This window comes from Frankia sp. CeTa3Moorea (assembly GCF_978021225.1).
The window spans coordinates 1-20,235 of record NZ_CDXDOR010000058.1; the positions used below are offsets into that span (position 1 = coordinate 1).

Here is a 20,235-nt window from a genome sequence, read left to right on the forward strand (position 1 = left end):
CGCCGTCGGCGGCGGGCTCGGGGGGGTTCCGTGCTGGTGCCGTAGCCGACGAGGATGTTCCCGGAGCCCGTTCGCCCTGCTGCCGGCTCGCTGACGGCCACGGTGATCAGTGGTGTGCCGACCGGGACGCTGGTACCGGCCAGGCCGGCGAGGGAGGTGACGACGCCGGCATAGGGGCAGGGCACCTCGACGACGGCTTTGGCGGTCTCGACCTCGGCTACGGGTTGATCGACGGTGATGACGTCCCCGACGCCGACAAGCCAGCGGACGACCTCGGCGGAGGTCAGGCCCTCACCAAGGTCGGGGAGGGGGAATTCGCGTACCGCGGCCACGGTGTTACTGCTCCCACTGGAGTCGGGCGACAGCGTCGAGGATGCGGTCGACGCTGGGAAGGTAGTGATGTTCGAGCATGGGGGGCGGGTAAGGGATGTCGAAGCCGGTGACCCGCAGGACGGGGGCGGCGAGGTGGTGGAAGCACCGCTCGCTGACGCGGGCGGCGATCTCCGCACCGACGCCGCCGAAACCCGCGGCCTCGTGGACCACAACGGCGCGCCCGGTGGCGCGGACCGCCTCGCAGACCGTCTCATCGTCGAAGGGGACCAGCGAGCGCAGGTCGACCACCGCCAGGTCCCAGCCCTCCGATCGCGCGGCCACGGCCGCCTGGAGGCACACGGGGAGCGAGGGGCCGTAGGTCAGGAGGGTCGCGGAGGTACCGGTCCGGCGGACCACTGCCCGGCCGATCGGCGGCACCTCGGCCGTAGACCGGTCGTCCGTAGACCAGTCGTCCGTAGACCAGTAGAGCCGCTTTGGCTCCAGGAAGACCACCGGGTCGTCCGAGGCAATCGCCGAGCGGAGCAGCCCGTAGCCGTCGGCGACGGTGGCGGGGGTGACGACGTGCAGGCCGGGGGTGTGCGCGTAGTAGGCCTCGCTGGAGTCGCTGTGGTGCTCGACGCCGCCGACGCCGCCGCCGTACGGGATGCGGATGGTGATCGGCAGCGTGGTCTTCCCGGCCGTGCGGTTGCGCATCTTGGCCACATGCGACGCGAGCTGCTCGAACGCGGGGTAGGCGAAGGCGTCGAACTGCAGCTCCACGACGGGCCGCAGGCCGTACATGGCCATGCCCACGGCGGTGCCGAGGATGCCTGCCTCGGCCAGGGGGGTGTCCAGGCAGCGTTGCGCGCCGAATTCGGCGGCCAGGCCGTCGGTGACTCGGAAGACGCCGCCGAGGGTGCCGACGTCCTCGCCGAGGATGTGGACGCGCGCGTCCTCGCGCAGCGAGTCGCGCAGCGCGGCGTTGAGGGCCTGCACCATGGTCGCGGCGCTCATCGTGCGTCGTCGCTCTTGGCTGCGTCCGCGGCCTGCCAGGCCATCAGCTCGGCGGCCTGCTCACGAAGCTGGCTGGTCGGCTGGGCATAGACGTGCGTGAACAGCGAGCCCGGATCGAGATCAGGCGCACGATCGAACTGGGCGCGCATCTCGGCGGCGAGTTCCTCGGCGGCCTGCGCGACTGCGGCGACGCCGGCGTCGTCGAGGAGACCGGCCTTGCGCAGCTGCCGCTCCAGCAGCATCAGCGGATCGCGGGCCTGCCAGGCAGCGACCTCCTCCGAGGTGCGGTAGCGGGTCGCGTCGTCGGCGTTGGTGTGCGCCTCCAGCCGGTAGGTGACCGCCTCGACCAGCACCGGGCCGCGACCCGACCGCGCGTGCTCGACCGCCGCGCGCAGCACACCGTGCACCGCAGGCGCATCGTTGCCGTCCACCAGGCGACCGGTGATCCCATGGCCCACCGCCTTGTGTGCCAGCGTCGGTGCCGCGGACTGCTGGGCCAGCGGCACCGAAATCGCATAGCCGTTGTTCTGTACCAGGAACACCACTGGCGCGTTCAGCACCCCGGCGAAGTTCAGCGCCTCGTGGAAGTCGCCCTCGCTGGTACCGCCGTCGCCGATCAGGGCAAGCGCCACGACGTCCTCCGCCGCCCACGGATCCGAGGCCGCGCGCAGGCGGGCGGCGTGGGCCAGGCCCACCGCATGGCAGGCCTGGGTGGCCAGCGGAGTCGACAGCGGCGCGATCCGGTGCTCCCGCGGGTCGTAGCCGCTGTGCGCGTTCCCGCGCATCAGCGTCAGCGCGTCCACCGGGCGCACGCCCCTCGATACCACCGCCAGCGTGTCGCGGTAGCTGGGGAACAGCCAGTCCGACTCCCGCAGCACCATGGCCGCGGCGATCTGGCATGCTTCCTGGCCGGTGGACGCCGGGTACACGGCGAGGCGGCCCTGCCTGGCCAAGGTTGTGGCCTGCTGGTTGAAGCGCCGTCCCAGCACCAGGCGGTGGTACAGGACGCGCAGCAGATCGGTGTCGACCTTCCCCGCAGCCTCCGTGCCGAGGACCCGGACCGGCTCGGGGTCGGGCAGGAGCGGAGCCGGGTCACGACGCGGACCGTGGGAGCTCGGCGGCCCGACGAGGCCGGGCGCGGTGCTGTCGTCGAGGATTGTCATGGTCCACCTTCGGCAGTTGGTGGCGGAAAGGGCTCGGGGATGCCGGTCAGATCTACGCCGCCGTTGACCGGCTGCTGATGCAGGTCGGAACCGTCCGTGGGCTGGCGGGCGAACTGGGGAGGACTCGTCCACCAGCGAACCTGGTCGGTCTCGCGGAAGTGGAGCGCCGGTGCACGATCACCAGTAAGGTCCGCTCGGCCAGCGCGGTCCTCGATGCGTGCTGACTCGCGGTCTCGGGCTCCGGACTTCGGGCTCCGGACTTCGGGCTCCGAGCTCCGAGCTCCGAGCTCCGGACATCGAGCTCCGGGCTCCGAGTCGAGGTGCGGGACCTGAGCAACAGCCTGGCCAGGACGAGGGGTGCTTCTCACCGTCCAGGTGAGCCGCCCAGGCCAGGCCCGACGATCAGGAAGCGAGGTGCGGGGAGCCGTGGCCTCGCTTGAGCTGTCCCGGTTCGCCGGCTTGCCCGGTTCGGGCGCCGTCCGTGGTCACGATCCTCCTCCGCTCAACTTCTTGGCTCTGGTTCTCTGATTTTCCACCCCCCCGTCGGCGGCTGGATCGTGTCCATAATCACCTTGATAGTCACCGCGCGGGCCCCGACCCGGCATTAATGCATGGAGCGCGCCGCGCATCAGGTAGAAATACTTTCGTAAGTCGACTCGCCGAAGATGCGGGGGTAGCGAGTCTGACGTAACCCTGGAAAACCGACCCCGGGGGCTTGAGGTGATTATCATCTCACCCGGCGACGGGAGTGAATCTGCCTGGTCAGGGCCGTGCGGGCCCGATCCTCGCCGAGTCGGGCCCCGGCGGGCGTGAAGTGCGCAGCGCGACGCTCACCGAACGAGCCGGCCAGCACCGCTCGCCGCAGAAGTACCCGGCTGTTCCGATGCCATGTTTGTCGGTTGAATTTCCCTGGACCTTGGTTCTCCGCTGTGACCAGCATCTCGTGGGAGCCCGCCGAAAGTGCCTTCGACGGCTGTTACGTTGCTCGCCGAGCTCATGCCAAGTTTTTATTGGTTGATCCAGGCGAGTTGATCCCCTCGCCGCGCCGTTCGAACGGTGGTCGCCTGTTGACTGATGCTTGCGTTCCGGGAATGCCCATTATGGGCCCCGCCAGGCCCGGGGGGACGGGAGGCTCGAGTTCGTCTTCGCCCACAGCTCAGCGGCAGCTTGATCTGCGCGGCGTCCCGCCCCGCCACGAGTGCCTCCTCGACCTGGTTCGCCTGCGACGGCACCTGGTCCAGGACCACCAGCTGATCGAGCCCCTCCCCCGCAACCGCCCGCTCCCCGCCGCAAGCAGCCGATCCGCCACGATCAGTCGCGGAACGTGCCGCTAGCCGAGCCCGGCCGGTCCCGGCCGGGCTCTCGGGCCGTTGAAGGACCGGTGCCCGACGCGCCGACGTCATTGTCAGCCGAATGTAAGGTTCGTTCCCGAGTCAGGCCGGCGCTCCGGGGCAGGAACAGGAAGATGACAGGCGACGCGGAGTCGGCGCCCCGGGCAGGGAGCGATCCACGGGCAGTACCCGGCACGCAGGGTCCCCGGCACGCACGTTCGGGACGGGACCGCAGCAGTCCGCGTCAGTCCGGTCCGCCCAGGCCCGTCCTCGAAGACCCAGGGCCGTCCCCGAACAGTCGAGAGGAGCATCATGCGTGTCCTACTGGTTCATCCCAGCGCGCTGATGTACTCGAAGATCTTTCTACGGCTCGAACCGCTGGGGCTGGAACGGGTGGCGGCCGCGCTGCTCGCCGCGGGCCACGAGGTGAGCATGATCGATCTTCAGGTGGAGAAACCGGCCACCTACGCGCGCCGCCTGCGAGAGTGTCGTCCCGACGCGGTGATGTTCGGGGTGAACTACCTCGCGAACGTCCCCGAGGTCATCGAGCTCGCGCACCGGGCGAAGCGGGAGCTGCCCGGCTGCCTGGTCGTGGCTGGCGGCCACAGCGTCTCCTTCATCGCCGAGCACCTGCTGAAGCAGGGCGACGGCGCACTCGATGTGGTCGCGCGCGGCGAGGGCGAAGTGGTCGCCCCGCGCATCCTCGAGGCCGACCGCGCCCGTCTCACCGACGTCCCGGGCGCGGTCACCGCCGACGGGGCGGGCCCGATCCCGGCCCTGCTACCCAGCCTCGACGAGCCGCTGCCGGCCCGCCATCTGCTGGCGCACCGCCGCCGCTACTTCATCGGGGAGCTGGACCCGTGCGCCTCGGTCGAGTTCACCCGCGGCTGCCCATGGGACTGCTCCTTCTGCAGCGCCTGGACCTTCTACGGCCGCAGCTACCGCCGCCTCTCCCCGGACGCGGCCGGCGAGGAACTGTCCGCCATCCGGGAACCGAACGTCTTCATCGTCGATGACGTCGCCTTCATCAGGCCCGAACACGGCATGGCCATCGCCGATCAGGTCGAACGCCGAGGGATTCGTAAACGGTACTATCTGGAAACCCGTAGCGACGTCCTGCTGCGCCATCCCGAGGTGTTCGAGCGCTGGCGCCGCCTCGGCCTCGAATACATGTTTCTGGGCATGGAGGCCCTCGACGCGGACGGCTTGGACCTCTACCACAAGCGGATCTCCCCGGACGAGAACATCCGCGCCCTCGAAGTCGCCCGAAAGATCGGCATCACGGTCGCGGTGAACCTCATCGCCGACCCGGGCTGGGACGAGAAGCAGTTCCGTCTCGTCCGCGAATGGGCGTTGTCGGTGCCGGAAATCGTGCATCTCACGGTGTGCACCCCCTACCCGGGTACGGAGATCTGGCACACCCAGTCCCGGCGGCTCACCACCCTGGACTACCGGCTGTTCGACATCCAACACGCCGTCGTCCCCACCCGGCTCCCCCTCGACCGCTTCTACCACGAGCTCGTCTCCACCCAGGCGGTCCTCAACCGCAAACACCTCGGCGCGAAGGCGCTTGCCGCGACCGCCCGGATCGTCACCGCGAACCTGGCGCACGGCCAGACGAACTTCCCACGGATGCTCTGGAAGTTCCCCCGGGTCTACAATGCCGACCGGCTGTACGCCGAGCACCAGCATCCCGCCCGCTACCGGCTGCCGGAGCCCGTCCCCGCGGCCATGACCCCGCGGCGGCGCGAGCTGTACGTCCATCAGCCCGCCGCACGCCACCCGGTGGCGAGCCGGGAACGGGAGAGGACCGATCCATGACGACCCGAACGAAACCGGTACGGGTCCCGGCCGGTGCGGGCGCTCATCGCACCCGTTCCAGGACACTCGCATAGTTGGCGACCGCCAGGCCACCCATGTTGAACACCCCGGCGACGGTGGCCCCGGGGATCTGCATCGCCCCGGCGTTGCCGGTGAGCTGCAGCACTGCCATCACATGCTGGGACACCCCGGTGGCACCAACCGGATGGCCCTTGGCCTTCAACCCCCCGGAGGGGTTGACCGGCAGCGTGCCGTCCCGGTCCACGACCCCACCGAGGATGACCTGACCCCCGCCGCCGGGCGGGCACAACCCGACGACCTCGTACTCCAGCAGCTCCGCGATGGTGAAACAGTCGTGGAGTTCCAGCAGGTGCAGGTCGGACAGCCGCGCCCGGGCCTGCCCCAACGCCGCCTGCCAGGCCCAGTGCGCGGCGGCGAACGCCAGCGGATGACGCCGCGCGGCCGGCAGGAAATCGTTGGCCTGCGCCAGGGCACGGATCCGCACCGCCGGGGTACGCGGCGCGCTACCCGGCGCGGCCAGCACCACCGCGGCGGCACCATCCGAGACCGGGCAGCAGTCCGTGCGCCGCAGCGGGCCCGCGACCATCGGATTACGCGGACCGACCGTGCTACAGAACTCGAAGCCGAGATCGGAACGCAGATGGGCGTACGGGTTCACCACCCCGTTACGGTGGTTCTTCGCCGCGATCCGTGCCAGCGCGTCACTGTGATCACCGTACTTGGTGAAGTAGGCCTCGGTGACATCGGCAAACAACCGCGCGAACCCGGCACCGGACAACCCGCCGGCATGCTCGTAGTCGGCACCCAGCAAAGCCCCGCCGACAGCCTCGGCCGGCGCGTGGGTCATCTTCTCCGCCCCGACCACCAGCACCCGGCGCGCCTGCCCGGACTGGATCGCCCGCACCCCGCACAGCAGCGCGGCCGACCCGCTCGCACACGCGTTCTCCACCCGGGTCGCCGGGGTGAACAGCAGATCGTCATCGGCTTCCAGGACCAGCGAGGAAGGAAACGCCAACGGCTGCAACCCCGCGTTGTAGGTACCGAGAACAATCTCGTCGATCTCCCGCGGGCGCAGGCCCGCCGACGCGATCGCCTCCCGCGCGGCGGCGACGATCAGCGACTCCAGAGTCTCCTCGGGCAGACGGCCAAACGGGGTATGACCCCAGCCCACGATCTCCACATCATCGTGGTCCACATCCGGTCCCTTCAACGCTCAGACACCCTTCACTGCTGAGACACCCCGGCAGGTCACTGCTGAGACACCCCGGCAGGTCCGCCCGCCACGCCGGCACCAGGCTTCGTGCCCACCCGAGCCAGCCGTACCGGTGTCACCTTCTGCGCGTCGTCGGCTGTGACGCCCGGCGCCGTCTCCACCAGCACCAGACCATCGGAGGTCACGTCGATGACGGCGAGGTCGGTGATGATGCGCTGCACGACACCCGTGCCGGTCAGCGGGAGCGTGTTCTCGGGCAGGATCTTCGGCGATCCGTCCTTGGCGCAGTGCTCCATCAGAACGATCACGCGGCGGGCGCCGTGGACCAGGTCCATCGCGCCCCCCATGCCCTTGACCAGCTTGCCGGGCACCACCCAGTTCGACAGGTCCCCGCGCTCGCTGACCTGCATGGCGCCGAGGATCGCCGCATCGATCTTCCCCCCACGGATCATCCCGAAACTGGTGGCGGAGTCGAAGAAGCTTGCTCCCGTCGCGGTCGTCACCGTCTCCTTGCCGGCGTTGATGAGATCCGGGTCCTCCTCGCCGGCGACCGGGTAGGGGCCCAGGCCGAGGATGCCGTTCTCACTCTGCAACACGATCTCCACGCCGTCGGGCACGTGGTTGGGAACCAGCGTCGGCAGACCGATGCCGAGGTTGACGTAGTCCCCGTCGTTGAGTTCCGCCGCCGCGCGGGCGGCCATGTCGTCCCGGGACCAAGGCATGTCAGGCACCTCCTGCAGCAGTCGTGACGGCACGCAGGGTGAGCCGCTCGATCCCCTTGTCCGCGGCCTGGTCGGGCGTCAACGCCACCACCCGCTGCACGAAGACTCCGGGCAGGTGGATCTCGTCGGGCTCCAGCGCACCCGGCTCGACGAGTTCCTCCACTTCCGCGATCGTCACCCTCCCGGCCATGGCGCAGAGCGGGTTGAAGTTGCGGGCGGCCTTGCGGAAAACCAGGTTGCCGTGCCGGTCACCACGCCGGGCCCGCACCAGGGCGAAGTCCGGCCGCAGCGCCGTCTCCCGCACGAAGACCTGCGGCACCCCGTCGACCTCGAAGACCTCGGTCGGCTTGGGCTGCGAGGCCAGCGCCACCTCACCCGAGGCGTCGTACCTGATCGGCAGCCCGCCGTCGGCGACCTGCGTGCCGACGCCGGTGCGGGTGTAGAACGCGGCGATCCCGGCTCCACCGGCGCGCAACCGCTCCGCCAGCGTCCCCTGCGGGTTGAACTCGATCTCGACCTTCCCGGAGAGGTACTGCCGTTCCAGTTCCTTGTTCTCCCCCACGTACGACGCCACCAGACGGCGGATCCGCCCGCCCTCCAGCAGCAGCGAGTTACCCACACCCGGGATCCCGCAGTTGTTGGAAATGACGGTCAGGTCCGAGGCCCCCTGTTCGGCGAGCGCGGCAAGGAGCACCGACGGGATACCGCAGACCCCGAAGCCACCACTCGCCACGCTGGCCCCGACCGGGATGTCGGCGACCGCCTCCTGCGCCGACGCCACAACCTTGTCCACCTCACCCCTCCTTCAGCAGGGCCCGGCGCAGCAGAACCGTCTCGGGCAGCGCATTGGCCGGGATGGTGGTCAGCACAAGCTGGGCTCCGTCACGAGGTGCCTCCCCCTCGCCATGCCAGAACGCCTCGGGAAGGACGACAGCCCGCGTGACATCGCCGGCCACGTCAACCGAGGAGTCGAATCGCACCGCCAGCGTCCAGTCGAAGTGCCCGGCCACATTGGTCAGCGAGGTATAGCCACCCGCCCGCTCCGGGGACTCCAGCGTGGCGGAGTCCCCGGAGCGGGCCCGGGCATCAAGGAGCAGCAGTCCCAGCGGCGGCGACCCCAGGCGCCCCAGCCATTCGGCGAGGTACATGGAGGCGCTGTCGGCGTGGTCCTCGCTCACCTCGTCCAGCCCCGTACCGGCCCGGTCGTGTGCCCGCAGCAACCACCTCGCGGGCGACGGCACCGACAGCACGACCCGTCGCCGGGTCGAGTCCGCCAGCGTGCGCATGGTCAGAACCAACCGCTCGACGGCGGGCTCGTCACCGAGCAGGGTGCGTAACGCGTAGCCCGTGCGGCTACGCTTCCCTAGGGCGCTCACCAGGTCAGGCGTCGCCGCGAGATACGCGTCGTAGAACGCCTCGGCATTGATGAACACCGCATCCGGGTCCAGCAGGGCCTGGACCTGGGCGACGTGCCCGGTCAGGGCGGCGAGGTCACCCCAGGGGATCTCGCTGCCCTGCCGTAGCACTGCCGTCGCGTAGGCATCATGGTCGATCACCAGCGCCCGGCCGCCGGGCGCGGCAGCGAGCAGGGCAGTGAGAGAAGACATTCAGTGCTCCTTGAACCTCAGGGCTCCGTGAACCTCAGGCGAGACGGAACCTCAGGCGAGACGCTTGACGTCCTCGCCGTGCCTGTCCTCCAGCTCCCGCACGCGCGCCTCCAGCGCCGCGATCTTCAGCTCCCGGCGGTCCGGGATCACGATGATCGGCAGTTCCTTCAGTGGCGCCTTGACCCGCTGGGGACCGTCGATGGTGAACACCGTGGCGGTGAGGTCGTTGGTGTCGTCGCCCCAGGAGCCGTAGTAGAGGAGGTCCTTCGGCGGCTCCTCGGTGACGAAATCCTTGACGAACTCCGCGTAGGGCTTGCCGCGCGTCAGGCGCGTCTGGCGGACCCGCTCGCGGGCCTGCCTGGTGCCCTCGGCGTCGAGCCGGAAGGTGATCGGGTCATAGCGGACACCGAAGATCTCCTCGGCGACCTTCTGGCTGATCCGGCCGAGCTCGGCATCGCGCAGCACCGACTCAGGCAGACGCTCCAGCGGGTCACCGTACCCACCACCGGCACCCTGGGAGATCATGTAGAGCTCGCCGTCCTTGGCGCGGTCGTACTGCAGACCCATGTGATAGGTCGAGTACTTCCCGTCCGGGAACGGACGCTCGTTCATGACCTTCTCAATCGAGAGGTCGAACTTCTTGTTGTCCCGGCGAATGTGCTCGTAGACATTCGTGCCCTTGACCATCGCCAGCGGGTAGGTGCCGCAGCCGTAGCCCCCGAACATGCCGTAGATGGACGAGAACTTCGCTCCGGAGGTCACCGTCATGAAGCCCCACTCCGGCGTGCCCTCGGCGGCCACGATCATCTCGTAGCCCATGCCGCCGGTGAACTTGCCGAAGCCCATGTTGTCGCGGACCAGGCGCTTGGCCACCAGCTGCATGAAGGGCACCTCCTCCTCCATGACCTCCTGCTCGGCCGTGTCGGCCATGGCGCAGAAGAGCGGCGAGACGGCGTCCTCACCGTCCCGGAAGGGCTTGGCTCCCCCGGGCATGCCATTGAGGTCGGCACACAGGTTGCCGACCATGTCGCCGTGCTGGGTGACACCGCCCCACAGGAACGTGTTGATCTGGTTGAACCAGTTGGCCACGATGTTCGAGTACTTGTGCGGCGTGGAGAACGACATCTTTCCGTAGAGCGCCTGCATCATCGAGAAGCCTCGGAACGAGGCCTGCAACGACTGCCCCATCGGGGCGTCATAGGACGCGTCGGCCCAGGTGCCCTCGTCGGAAATGATCTCGATGCAGCTCATCGCCGCCGTGCAGCGCGGCAGGTCTGGCCACCAGAACGCCAGGATCGCCTGCATCATCATCGACTTCACCGAGCACAGCGGAGAGTTGATCGCCCGGTTGATGATCTCCGGTCCGGTGCCACGCAGGTCGACGGTCATCTTGTCGCCCTTGACGTGGATCTTGCAGGCGATCTTGATGAGGATGTTCTCTTTCAGCGTCGAGTCCATGAACTGGTTGAAGGAGTACGTGCCGTCGGGAAGCTCGGAGATCCGGCGGCGGACCTCGGCGTCGACGTCCTCGACGGTGACCCGCAGGGCCGCCACGAACGTGTCGACGCCAACCTCGTCGATGACCTTGTCGATGCGCTCCATGATCTTGCGCACCGCGGTGATCTTCACCTTCAGGTCGGCCAGCTGCAGCTTGGGGTCGCGCACCGAGTGCTGGAGGAAGGTCAGCAGGTCCCGGCGCAGATGACCACGCTCGACAATCTTGAACGGGCTCATCCGGAGGCCGTCGTCGAACGGGGTCTCCGAGCCTGACGGCATGCCGCCCGGCTCGCAGGCGCCGTTCTCGCCTTCGTGGATGGTCGCCGCCACCCACGCGATGATCTCGCCCCCACGTATAACCGGCATGATCATCGACTGGTCGGTGTTGTGGACGTTGCCGAACCGGGCGTCGTTGTGGATGAATCCGTCGCCCTCGTGGATGCCGACGGTCGGCTCGTCCTTCCAGTACTTCACGATGTACCGGATCGGGTGGTGCAGGATCGCGGAGAACGCGATCACCCCGTGGCAGGAGAGGTAGGAGACGTCCCCGGCCGCGGTGTAGATCGCGGTCGTCAGGTCACCCCACTTCGCCCCGGGTGCGGCACCCTGTGCCTCGCACATCTCGTAGCCCTCGTCGAGCGCACCGGCAATCCGCTTGCGGATCCGCTCGACCACCAGCCGGTCGACACCGGCGGCGATCGCCGTCTCCTCCCGCGACGTCCGTTCCTGGATGGAGTGGTCACGCATGATCACCGGGTCGGGACCGAGGAAGAGAGTGGTCTCGTCCATGAACTGGTCGACCCACTCCCGCTCCTGGGGCGTGAGGGTGTTCTGCTCGGTGGCCTGCTCCTGCGTGGCGCTGTCGTCCGTGACAGTCATCGTCTTCTCCCTGGTGCGCTCGACGGTGTACTCGATCAGTCCTGCAGGAACCAGACGGCGCCCTGCACCGTCGGCTCCAGACGCCAGCCCGGCTCGACGAGGTAGGTGGTGTTCTCGGTGGTGACGATCGCGGGACCGGGGATCACCCGCTCGTGCGACAGCGCGGCCTGGTCGTAGACCGGCGTCTCGATCGAGTCGTCCTGGCCGATGAAGTAGACCTTGCGGTGCGACACCTCGGTCGGCACCGTGCGCTCGCCGCCGGCCTCCAGCGAGTCGAAGTTGACGACGTCGCCGTCGACATAGGAGGCCACCCGCACGGTCCCCACCCGGATCCCGGCTTCGGGTGCCGCGCTGCTGGCGCCGAACCGGTGACTGTAGACATCACCGAAGGTGCGGATCATGTGCAGTACGTCGCCGACACCGTTCATCCGGTTGATGTCGAGGGCGACAGCCTGGGTGAGCAACTGGTTGCCGTAGCGCATGTCCAGTTCCAGGCGGTACTTCACGTCTTCGGCCGCGAAGCCCTGACGCACCAGGTCCTCCCGGCCCCGGGCCTCGAGTTCCTCGACGATCGCGTTGAACTCCTCGTACTTGTCGTACAGCGACCGGGAGGTGGCGTTGTACATCGTGATGTGCACGCCGCGCTCGTGGAAGTGCAGCTGCTTCATGTTGCCGGCGCCGCAGGCGGAGAACACCGACGAGAACGGCGGGGCCAGGATCTGCTTGATGCCGGCATGGCGAGCAATACCGCAGGCGTGCAGCGGACCGTTGCCGCCGTAGGCGAGCATCGTGAAGTCCTCCGGCAAGTAGCCGCGCACCCGCAGCTCCTTGCCGATGCCGATCGCCATCTGCTCGTCGACGCCGTCCTTGATCGCGCGGGCGATGTCGAGAACGTCCATGTCGAGCTGGTCGCACAGGTTCTCTTCGACGGCGAACCGGGAGCGCTTCGGGTTGAGCTTGATGTAGCCGTTGGCGTAGTTGTCCGGGTCCAGATAGCCGAGCAACAGGTCGGCGTCGGTCACCGTCGGGCGCAGTCCGCCGCGGTCGTAGCAGGCCGGGCCGGGGTTGGAGCCGGCCGACTCCGGGCCGATCTTGATGGAGTTGTGGATCCGGTCGTACGACGCAATGGAGCCGCCGCCGGCACCGAGCGTGTCGAGGTGCACCATCGGCACCGACACCAGCCAGCGGTCGATGGTCGGCAGGAAGTCATAGTGCTTCACGCCGCCCTCGGGCACCAGGCCGATGTCGAAGGACGTGCCGCCCATGTCGGTGGAGATCACATGGCCCAGGCCCGTCTCGTTCGACAGGTGCTCCGCGGCGCCGACGCCGGCGATCGGACCGGAGTGGATGGTCTGCAGGGCGTCGGTGGAGTTCATCTGCGCCATGCCACCGGAGTTGTGGATGACCAGCATCGGCTTGCCGTAGCCGGAGTCGCGCAGGTTGTTCGAGAGCTGGCTGAGCGCGTGAAACATGATCTCGTGCAGGAAGCCGTCCACGATGGTGGAGGTCGCCCGCACGTATTCGCCCTTGCGACCAGAGACCTGGTGGCCCAGCAGCAGCGGGATGGCACCCAGCTCGTGGGCCGGGAACTCGTCGAGAATGATCTCCTGGATCGCCAGCTCGTGCTCGGGATTCTCGGTGGCGTTGACCAGCGAAACCACCAGGGCCTCGGCGCCGGCATCCACCAGCTCACGGACCACCGTGCGGACGTCCTCGGGATCGAGCCTCGCCACGATCTTGCCGGCCGAGTTGACGCGTTCCTTGACCGAGCGGATCAGGTACCGCGGCACCAGCGGCTCGGGCCGTTCGGCTGCCGGGAGGTTCTGTTGCATCGAGTAGTCCAGGCCCTCGCCGTACCCCCGGCCGCGGGAGAGCGGGATGGTGTCCTCGAAGCCATGAGTGACGATCGCCCCCACCTTGGGTCCCTTGCGCTCGATGAGAGCGTTGGTGCCCAGGGTGGTGGCGTAGCGGACCGAGTCGACCTCGGTGAGCACGGTGCCGCGGTCCAGTCCGGCCCGGCTGCACGCCAGGTCGAGCGCCTCGTTGAAGCCCAGCGCCAGGTTGTGGTGCGTGGTCAGCGCCTTCGCCTCGACGTAGGTCTCGTCCCAAACGAAGAAGCAGTCGGTGAAGGTGCCGCCGATGTCGACGGAGATACGTTTCATTGTCTCGGTTCTCCCTGCGAGATCAGCGGATGTGGCCGGTCGCCTTGTGCATGGCGGTGTATTTCTGCGCGTCCTCGCCGGGCCCGTAGTTGTGGACCTGCTCGGGGTCGACGCCGCGTTCCTCCCACTGGGCGCGCAGCGCGGCGACGTCGATGACGAGATCGGCCGTCGGCGGATGTCCCGGCGGCACGTATTCGGTCTCGATCTGGGTGGCGCAGCCGGGGCAGTAGAACTCCAGGATCCGGCAGTACGCCGGGTCCGGGGAAAAGGTGAACTCGTAGCGTTCGGGGTCGATGATCGGCTGGTGGATCTCCCGTGGGTCGCGGTCGTAGACCAGACAGCCGAGCTTGTAGTTCCCGTGGGCAGACCAGATGTCGCGGCCGCACACCCGGCAGACCCAGCGCTCGGTATCGAGATCGATGACCAGGTATTCGGTCATGGGGACCCGCATGATGACTTTCCTCTCGTGGCGGTCAGGGGATGCTCGGGGCGGTCAAGGAGGTCACTGGGTGTCGGTCAGCAGCAGGTCCCCCGAGGCGGTGACCCGGAACTGCCAGCCGGGCAGCACGCGGGCGGTGAAGAACGGACCCTCGACGATCACCGGGCCCTCGCCACTCCCACCGGGCGGCATCTCGGCGAGCACGAACACCGGCACCTTGTCGACCTGGTCGGGCGCGGAACGGACCAGGCGGGTCTCATTGCTCGTCACCCGGATCGCGGGCACGTCGGTGTCGGGAGCAACCTCGGGGTGCGGCAGCGCGGCCGTCACCGACAGTTGCAGGGAGACCTGCTTCCCGGGGAAGTCCACGGCGTCGCCGGACTGGTACGGCCTGGTCTCCACCGGCGACCCGTCGGTCTCCTCGATGGTGAGCAATACCTCGGTGCGGCAGTCGTCGAGGTCGTAGCCCTCCTGGAAAATGTCGCGCCTGGCCCGGGCGAGCATCTCGTCGTACGTCGCCGCGGTGCTTGCCGTGGTCGGCTCCGGCACGCCGACCTCGTAGGTCTTGCCGATGTCGGAGAAGGCAATGCCGAACGCGGAGAAGACCGCTGCCATCCGCGGGATCAGCACCTTCTTCACCCCTGCCGGACGAGCGGCACCGACGGCACTCATCGGGCCGGCGCCACCGAAGGCGACGAGGGTCGAGTTCTCCTGGATCAGGTGCGCGAAGGAGTGTGCCAGCGCCTCGAAGTAGGCCTGCTCCATCCGGATCAGCGACTCCTCCAGGCTGATGCCCAGCGGCTCGGCGATGGTCTCGGTGATGACCGCGGCCGAACGGTCGGCGTCGAGCCGGAAGGTGCCGTCGAGGTAGGTGCTGGCGTCGAGGATGCCGAGCAGCAGGTTGACGTCGGTGATCGTGGCTTCCTTGCCACCGAAGCCGAAGCAGGCCGGGCCGGGGGCCGCCCCCACACTGCGTGGCCCGACTGTGATCTGCCCGTCCACCACCGAGATCACCGAGGACCCGCCGACACCGGTCGAGTGCACGTTGCTCATCGGGTAGGAGATCGAGACGCCCTCGATGGTGCCGCGCTCATCGGCCGCCGTCGCACCGCCGCGGACGACCCCCACGTCGGTGGTGGTGCCGCCGATGTCCATCATCAGCGTGTGCTCGAGGCCGTACGTGCGAGCCAGCGCCGCCGTACCCTCCAAGCCGCCGCGCGGCCCGGAGGAGTACGTCTTCAGCGCCACCGCCTTGGCCACCCGCGAGGAGGCTCCGTCGTTGCGGTAGACCAGCAGCGGGTTGAGCACCCTGTACGACTTCAGCCGCCGCTCCGCCGCGTACAGGAACCGCTCCATGGTCGGGTGCAGGAACGAGTTGAGCACGCACGACCACACCCGGCGCGGGTGGTCCCGGTCGCCGGCGAGGGACCACGAGTACAGGAGCGGGATCGAGCCGAGCAGGTGCCGCGGGAACTTGCGCAGCAACACGCTGCGTAGGCGACGCTCCTGTTCCGGCGACTCACCAGCCACCACCACCCGGGCGGCACCCAGGGTGGTGAGCTGGTTGATCCGCTGGACGACTTCGAAGTCGATCTCCTCATCGGTCGCGCCCATGTCGATGGTGAGCACCCGGTCGGCGATCAGGCCGTCGAAGAGGTCCTTCTCGGCTTCACGGCTGCGCATCTGCTCGAACAGGCCCGGCATCGTGCTGAGGATGCCGATCATCGGGCCCCGCCGCTCGACCAGGGCGTTGGTGCCCTGCGTGGTCGAGTAGCGGATGTGTTGCGTAGCGTGCAGCAGCTTCTCCGTGTTGGCCTCGCCGTAGAGGGCGGCCGAGGCCTTCTCGATCCCGTCGAAGAGGCACTCCGACAGGTCGTGCGGAGTAGTGAGGGTCTTGGTGTAGGTGAACTGGTCGCCATCCCAGACGCAGATGTCGGTAAGCGTGCCACCGTTGTCGATGTTGATCAGGGTGTCCATGACGCTCCTCGGTTCGTGACTCCCTGGGTTCCATGCGCAGGCCCCGTTGTTGGGACAACCCTGCTGGCGTCCCACCGGGTGTCGGTGTCCCAAAATTGGACACTCACTGCTCTTGGATGTGGCGTGGCTCTCAGCCACGATGTTCTTCCGCGGGGCCATCCAGGACCCCCGAGGAGGTGCTCATGCCGGACACCGCGAACCGCCTCTTACGGGTAGCCGCAGCCCGGGCAGACTTCCTGGAGTGCGGCCGCGCGGGTGCCGTCGGTGTCCCCGACGTGCTCGCGGCATCATGGGAACGCAGCCAGGCGGCCGGCGTCGACAGCGCACGGCCGCACAGCGACTACATCGACGACATCGACACCGGGTCCCGGCTGGTGCGCTGCGCACGCCCGGTGCTCACTCAGCTCGGCAACGACACCGCGGACCTCCCGCTGGTCATCGCCCTGACCGACCACAAGGCCAGGCTGGTTCAGCGCATCGACTTGTCATCGACGGTCGGGCGGTTGCTCGACAGGGTCGAATTCGCGCCAGGGTTCAACTACTCCGAGTCGATGATGGGCACCAACGGTGTGGGCACCGTGATCGAGGCCGGTCAGCCGGTCAGCATCGTCGGGCCGGAGCACTTCACCGAGCCCCTGCAATGCTTCGCCTGCACCGGCGCCCCGGTCATCGATCCTCTCACCGGCCGGGTAGAGGGAGTGCTGGACATTTCCACGCTCACCCAGACCTGGAGCCCGCTGATGCACACCTTGGTGAAGAGTGCCGCCAAGGACATCAGCCGCAACCTGTTGCTGGATCGCAGCCAGTCCCAGCAGGCCGTTTTCGAGACCTACCTGCGCGCCGAAGCCCGGGCGTCCCGGCAGGCCGTCTTCGCCTTCGGTGACTCGGTCTTCATCGCCAACGCCCCGGCCCAGCGCCTGTTCGACGCCAGCGAGCAGCTGACCCTGCGCGAGCACGCGACCTTCCTCATGAGCCGCCGCGACCGGGTGAGCGACACCCTGGTCCTGCCGGGGGGACGCATGGTCCACATCCGGGGGACCCGGATCCTGACCGGCTCCGAGGTGGCCGGCATGGTGGTGATCGCCGACCTCGTTGCCACGGAGAAGGCCGGATCGCCGGGCGACTTCACCGAGCAGGTGCTGCCACAGATCGCGGTCGCGACCCCGCAGACCTCCCGCATCGCCGGCGACCTGTACCGGCCGCACGAGACCATTACCGGTGGCCGGTCACCGGCGTGGGTACGCGCGTGCGACAAGCTGCGCGAAGCCCTCATGGCGGAGAAGCCGGCGATCGTGCTCGGTGAGACCGGCACCGGAAAGTTCACCCTGGTCGCCGAGATCTTCCACGCCTCGCACCCGGGCAGCCGAAGCGTGTCGATGGACGCCTCCCAGCTGACCATCGAGAACTCTGAGACCGACATCGACTCCCTGCTCGCGGGCAAGCCAGAGCCGACCCTCTACATCGTCCGCAATGTCGACCAGGCCAGCACCGAAGGAGTCGAACAGCTCGACGCGTTCTTCACTGCGATCGGCCGGCTCGACGGCACCACCTCATTCGTTGCGACCCTGTCGGACTCCTCGCTGGACTCCGACCTGCCGTTCCACGCACTCCTCGGCCACTTCGAGGTAGCGATCACCGTGCCGCCGCTGCGATGCCGTACCGATGACCTCTCCACCATCACCTCGTCGGTCCTGCGCGGCATAGCCCCCAACCGCAAGGTGCGGCTCAGTCCAGCCGCCGAACGGATCATCGCGCGCTACTCCTGGCCACGCAACGTCTCCCAGCTGCGCGAGGCCCTCGAACACGCGCTGCGGCGGCGACCGGTCGGGGAGATCCAGGACCAGGACCTGCCGGCGTACTGCCAGACCACCTCGCGGCACGTGCTCACCCCGCTGGAGGCAGCTGAGCGAGACACGATCGTCGCCGCCCTCCAGGAGACCGAGGGCAACCGAATGCTGGCGGCCGCCAGGCTCGGGATGTCGCGGTCCGGCCTTTACCGCAAGCTGAAGGCCTACGGCATCACCGCCTGACGCGTCCCAGGTGGGGCGGATCGCCCTTGGCCCAGTCTGAACCAGGGCACGCCCCGCGCCGGCGGTCCGCACGAAGCGGAGAGTCGCGAAGCCGGTCCGGCGGTAGGCGGCCCGCCGGACCGGCGTCATCCGCTCCGGAAACGGTGATGCTGACCGGGCGCGAGACCATTCCTGCCGATGGCGTGCCGGCAGCTGCCGGCACGCCATCGGCCGCCTGACGATCAGGCGATGTTGGAAGGCCGGACCAGGCCCTCCGCGAGATCCCCGAATCCGGGAGCAATCACGGCGCCCGGGTTGCCGATGACCTCCTCGACAACCAGGGTTTCCGTTGTCAGCAACAGCGCGGCGATCGACGCCGCGCTCTGCAGCGCGCAACGGGTGACTTTCACCGGGTCGATGACACCGAAGCCGGCCATGTCCCCGTATTCTCCGGTCGCGGCGTTGAAACCGTGACCGCGCGGCAGCTCGGCGACCCGCTTGACCACTTCGTCGCCGTCATAGCCAGCGTTGATCGCGATCCAGCGCAGTGGTTCGGCGATGGCCCGCCGGACGATCTCCCTGCCTTCAGCGGCGTCGCCGGCCAGCGTGAGCTTGTCAAGGGCCGAGGCCGCTTGCAGCAGGGCGGTACCACCGCCCGCCACGACACCTTCGGCGAGAGCAGCCCGTGCCGCCGCGAGGGAGTCCTCGACCCGGTGCAGCTTCTCCTTCAGCTCCACGCCGGTCACGGCGCCGACCCTGATCACCGCGACGCCGCCGGACAGCCGGGCGATCCGGGTCTGCAACGTGTCCTGGTCGTGGGCGTTCTCCGCCCGTTCGAACTCCCGCTTGAGCTGGTCGATCCGGGCATGGATCTCGGTGGCGGAACCGGCGCCGTCGACGATCGTAGTCACATGCTCGGTAATGGTGGCCTTCTTGCAACGCCCGAGCTGGCCGAGGGTGACCCGGTCCAGGGAAAGCCCGGCATCCGCGGTAATCACCTGACCGCCCAGAAAAACCGCGAGATCGTTGAGCTCTGCCAACCGGCGGTGACCGAAACCGGGTGCCCGGACCACCGCGGACCGGAAGGTCCCGTGCACATTGTTGGCGACCAGCATGCCCAGTGCCGGTCCCTCGACGTTCTCCGCGAAGACAATCAACTGGCCGCCGGCCCGGGTGACCAGCTCGAGGACCGGCATCAGGGTCTGAACCTGAGAGATCTTCTCGTTGGTCAACAGGATGTAAGGGTCGGTGTAGGCGGCCTCCATCCGCTCGGTGTCGGTGACCATGTACGGCGAGAGGTACCCGTTGTCCAACTCGATACCGTCCACGAAGCTGACCTCGAGTCCGAATATCGGGGATTCCTCGACCGTGACCACCCCGTCACAGCCCACCCGGCCAAGGGCCGCGGCCACGACGTCGCCGATCCGGGCATCGTTGTTGGCGGCGAGGGTCGCCACCCGGGCAAGATCAGCCTCGCCATCGACCTCTCCCCGGTACTTTTCAAACTCCTCCAGCAGGGCGGCCACGGCAGCCTCGATGCCGTTCTTGAGAAACATCGGGTTGGCGCCCCCGTCCACGGCATGCAGACCCTCCCGGACGAGGGCCTGCGCGAGCACGGTGGCGGTGGTGGTTCCGTCGCCGGCAGTGCCGTTGGTCTTGGTCGCGACCTCCTTGACCAGTTGCGCCCCCATGTTGGCGAAGGGGTTACGCAGCTGGATCTCCCTGGCTATGGTCACACCGTCATTGGTGATGGTGGGCGGCCCGGTCAGTTTTTCGATGACGGCGTTGCGGCCCTTTGGACCCAGAGTCACCTTGACGGCGTCCGCCAGGGCATTGACCCCGGCCTCCAGCAGGCGACGCGCCTCGACGTTGAACCGCAGATCCTTGGCCATCTCTTCCTCAGTCCTTCCGCTCTGCATCCGTCAGGGCGGGCCGAGGGCGGCACGATCGTGGCGGCGAGCAGCTGGCGGGGCATGATGGCCAAGCCAGCCCCACCTGGAGCCCGATCCGATCGCACAGTCGCGCCGCCGGAGCCCTGGGTTCCCGAGCCATTCACAGACCGGGTCCG

At 68.4% G+C, this 20,235-nt stretch carries 14 protein-coding genes; 2 read left to right on the forward strand and 12 right to left on the reverse strand.

The window, feature by feature from the left end; all coding sequences use genetic code 11:
- From AC08OV_RS12345 to pdhA, 3 genes are all read right to left on the reverse strand, one after another.
- Positions 1-332, reverse strand: a 332-nt coding sequence (locus tag AC08OV_RS12345; RefSeq protein ID WP_476619694.1) for a biotin/lipoyl-containing protein, incomplete at its 3' end; no start/stop codon positions are given.
- Between the two features lie 4 nt (positions 333-336).
- Positions 337-1,326, reverse strand: coding sequence for an alpha-ketoacid dehydrogenase subunit beta (locus tag AC08OV_RS12350; RefSeq protein ID WP_476616005.1), 990 nt, complete (start codon positions 1,324-1,326; stop codon positions 337-339).
- Positions 1,323-2,489 carry a pyruvate dehydrogenase (acetyl-transferring) E1 component subunit alpha gene (gene pdhA / locus AC08OV_RS12355; protein ID WP_476599631.1) on the reverse strand — a complete coding sequence of 389 codons (1,167 nt, stop codon included), beginning with the start codon at positions 2,487-2,489 and terminating at the stop codon, positions 1,323-1,325. Before pdhA ends, AC08OV_RS12350 begins: the two co-directional genes overlap by 4 nt.
- Positions 2,490-4,132: 1,643 nt before the next feature.
- On the opposite strand from pdhA, the gene hpnR reads away from it, so the two are divergent.
- Positions 4,133-5,641 (forward strand): hopanoid C-3 methylase HpnR, encoded by a 1,509-nt coding sequence (gene hpnR, locus AC08OV_RS12360; protein ID WP_476612813.1) that lies wholly within the window; start codon positions 4,133-4,135, stop codon positions 5,639-5,641.
- A gap of 43 nt (positions 5,642-5,684) precedes the next feature.
- Here the strand turns inward: hpnR and AC08OV_RS12365 are convergent, their stop codons facing one another.
- From AC08OV_RS12365 to AC08OV_RS12400, 8 genes are read right to left on the reverse strand one after another with little or no spacing between them, the layout of a single operon-like run.
- On the reverse strand, positions 5,685-6,857 hold the full coding sequence (locus AC08OV_RS12365; RefSeq protein ID WP_476612814.1) for a thiolase domain-containing protein: 1,173 nt from the start codon (positions 6,855-6,857) through the stop codon (positions 5,685-5,687).
- A 53-nt stretch (positions 6,858-6,910) separates the two neighbouring features.
- Positions 6,911-7,597, reverse strand: a complete 687-nt coding sequence (locus AC08OV_RS12370; protein WP_476612815.1) for a 3-oxoacid CoA-transferase subunit B — start codon at positions 7,595-7,597, stop codon at positions 6,911-6,913.
- Between the two features lies 1 nt (position 7,598).
- Positions 7,599-8,390: a CoA transferase subunit A gene (locus AC08OV_RS12375; protein ID WP_476612816.1), complete on the reverse strand. Its 792-nt coding sequence runs from the start codon at positions 8,388-8,390 to the stop codon at positions 7,599-7,601.
- 1 nt (position 8,391) lies between these two features.
- Complete coding sequence (locus tag AC08OV_RS12380) at positions 8,392-9,204, reverse strand: hypothetical protein (RefSeq protein ID WP_476612817.1); 813 nt, start codon at positions 9,202-9,204, stop codon at positions 8,392-8,394.
- Positions 9,205-9,255: 51 nt separating this feature from the next.
- The gene (locus AC08OV_RS12385) at positions 9,256-11,580 is read right to left on the reverse strand and encodes a hydantoinase B/oxoprolinase family protein (protein ID WP_476612818.1); all 2,325 of its coding nucleotides are present in this window, start codon (positions 11,578-11,580) and stop codon (positions 9,256-9,258) included.
- A gap of 35 nt (positions 11,581-11,615) precedes the next feature.
- Positions 11,616-13,742, reverse strand: a complete 2,127-nt coding sequence (locus AC08OV_RS12390) for a hydantoinase/oxoprolinase family protein (protein ID WP_476612819.1) — start codon at positions 13,740-13,742, stop codon at positions 11,616-11,618.
- Positions 13,743-13,764: 22 nt separating this feature from the next.
- A complete protein-coding gene (locus AC08OV_RS12395; protein WP_476612820.1) occupies positions 13,765-14,193 on the reverse strand; it encodes an acetone carboxylase subunit gamma in 429 nt (142 codons plus the stop codon).
- A gap of 51 nt (positions 14,194-14,244) precedes the next feature.
- On the reverse strand, positions 14,245-16,158 hold the full coding sequence (locus AC08OV_RS12400; RefSeq protein ID WP_476612821.1) for a hydantoinase/oxoprolinase family protein: 1,914 nt from the start codon (positions 16,156-16,158) through the stop codon (positions 14,245-14,247).
- 182 nt (positions 16,159-16,340) lie between these two features.
- Between AC08OV_RS12400 and AC08OV_RS12405 the strand changes: the two genes are divergently transcribed.
- Positions 16,341-18,188: a sigma-54-dependent Fis family transcriptional regulator gene (locus tag AC08OV_RS12405; RefSeq protein ID WP_476612822.1), complete on the forward strand. Its 1,848-nt coding sequence runs from the start codon at positions 16,341-16,343 to the stop codon at positions 18,186-18,188.
- Positions 18,189-18,409: 221 nt separating this feature from the next.
- On the opposite strand, the gene groL is transcribed toward AC08OV_RS12405, so the two are convergent.
- The gene (groL, locus tag AC08OV_RS12410) at positions 18,410-20,059 is read right to left on the reverse strand and encodes a chaperonin GroEL (protein WP_476612823.1); all 1,650 of its coding nucleotides are present in this window, start codon (positions 20,057-20,059) and stop codon (positions 18,410-18,412) included.
- Positions 20,060-20,235: the final 176 nt, after the last annotated feature.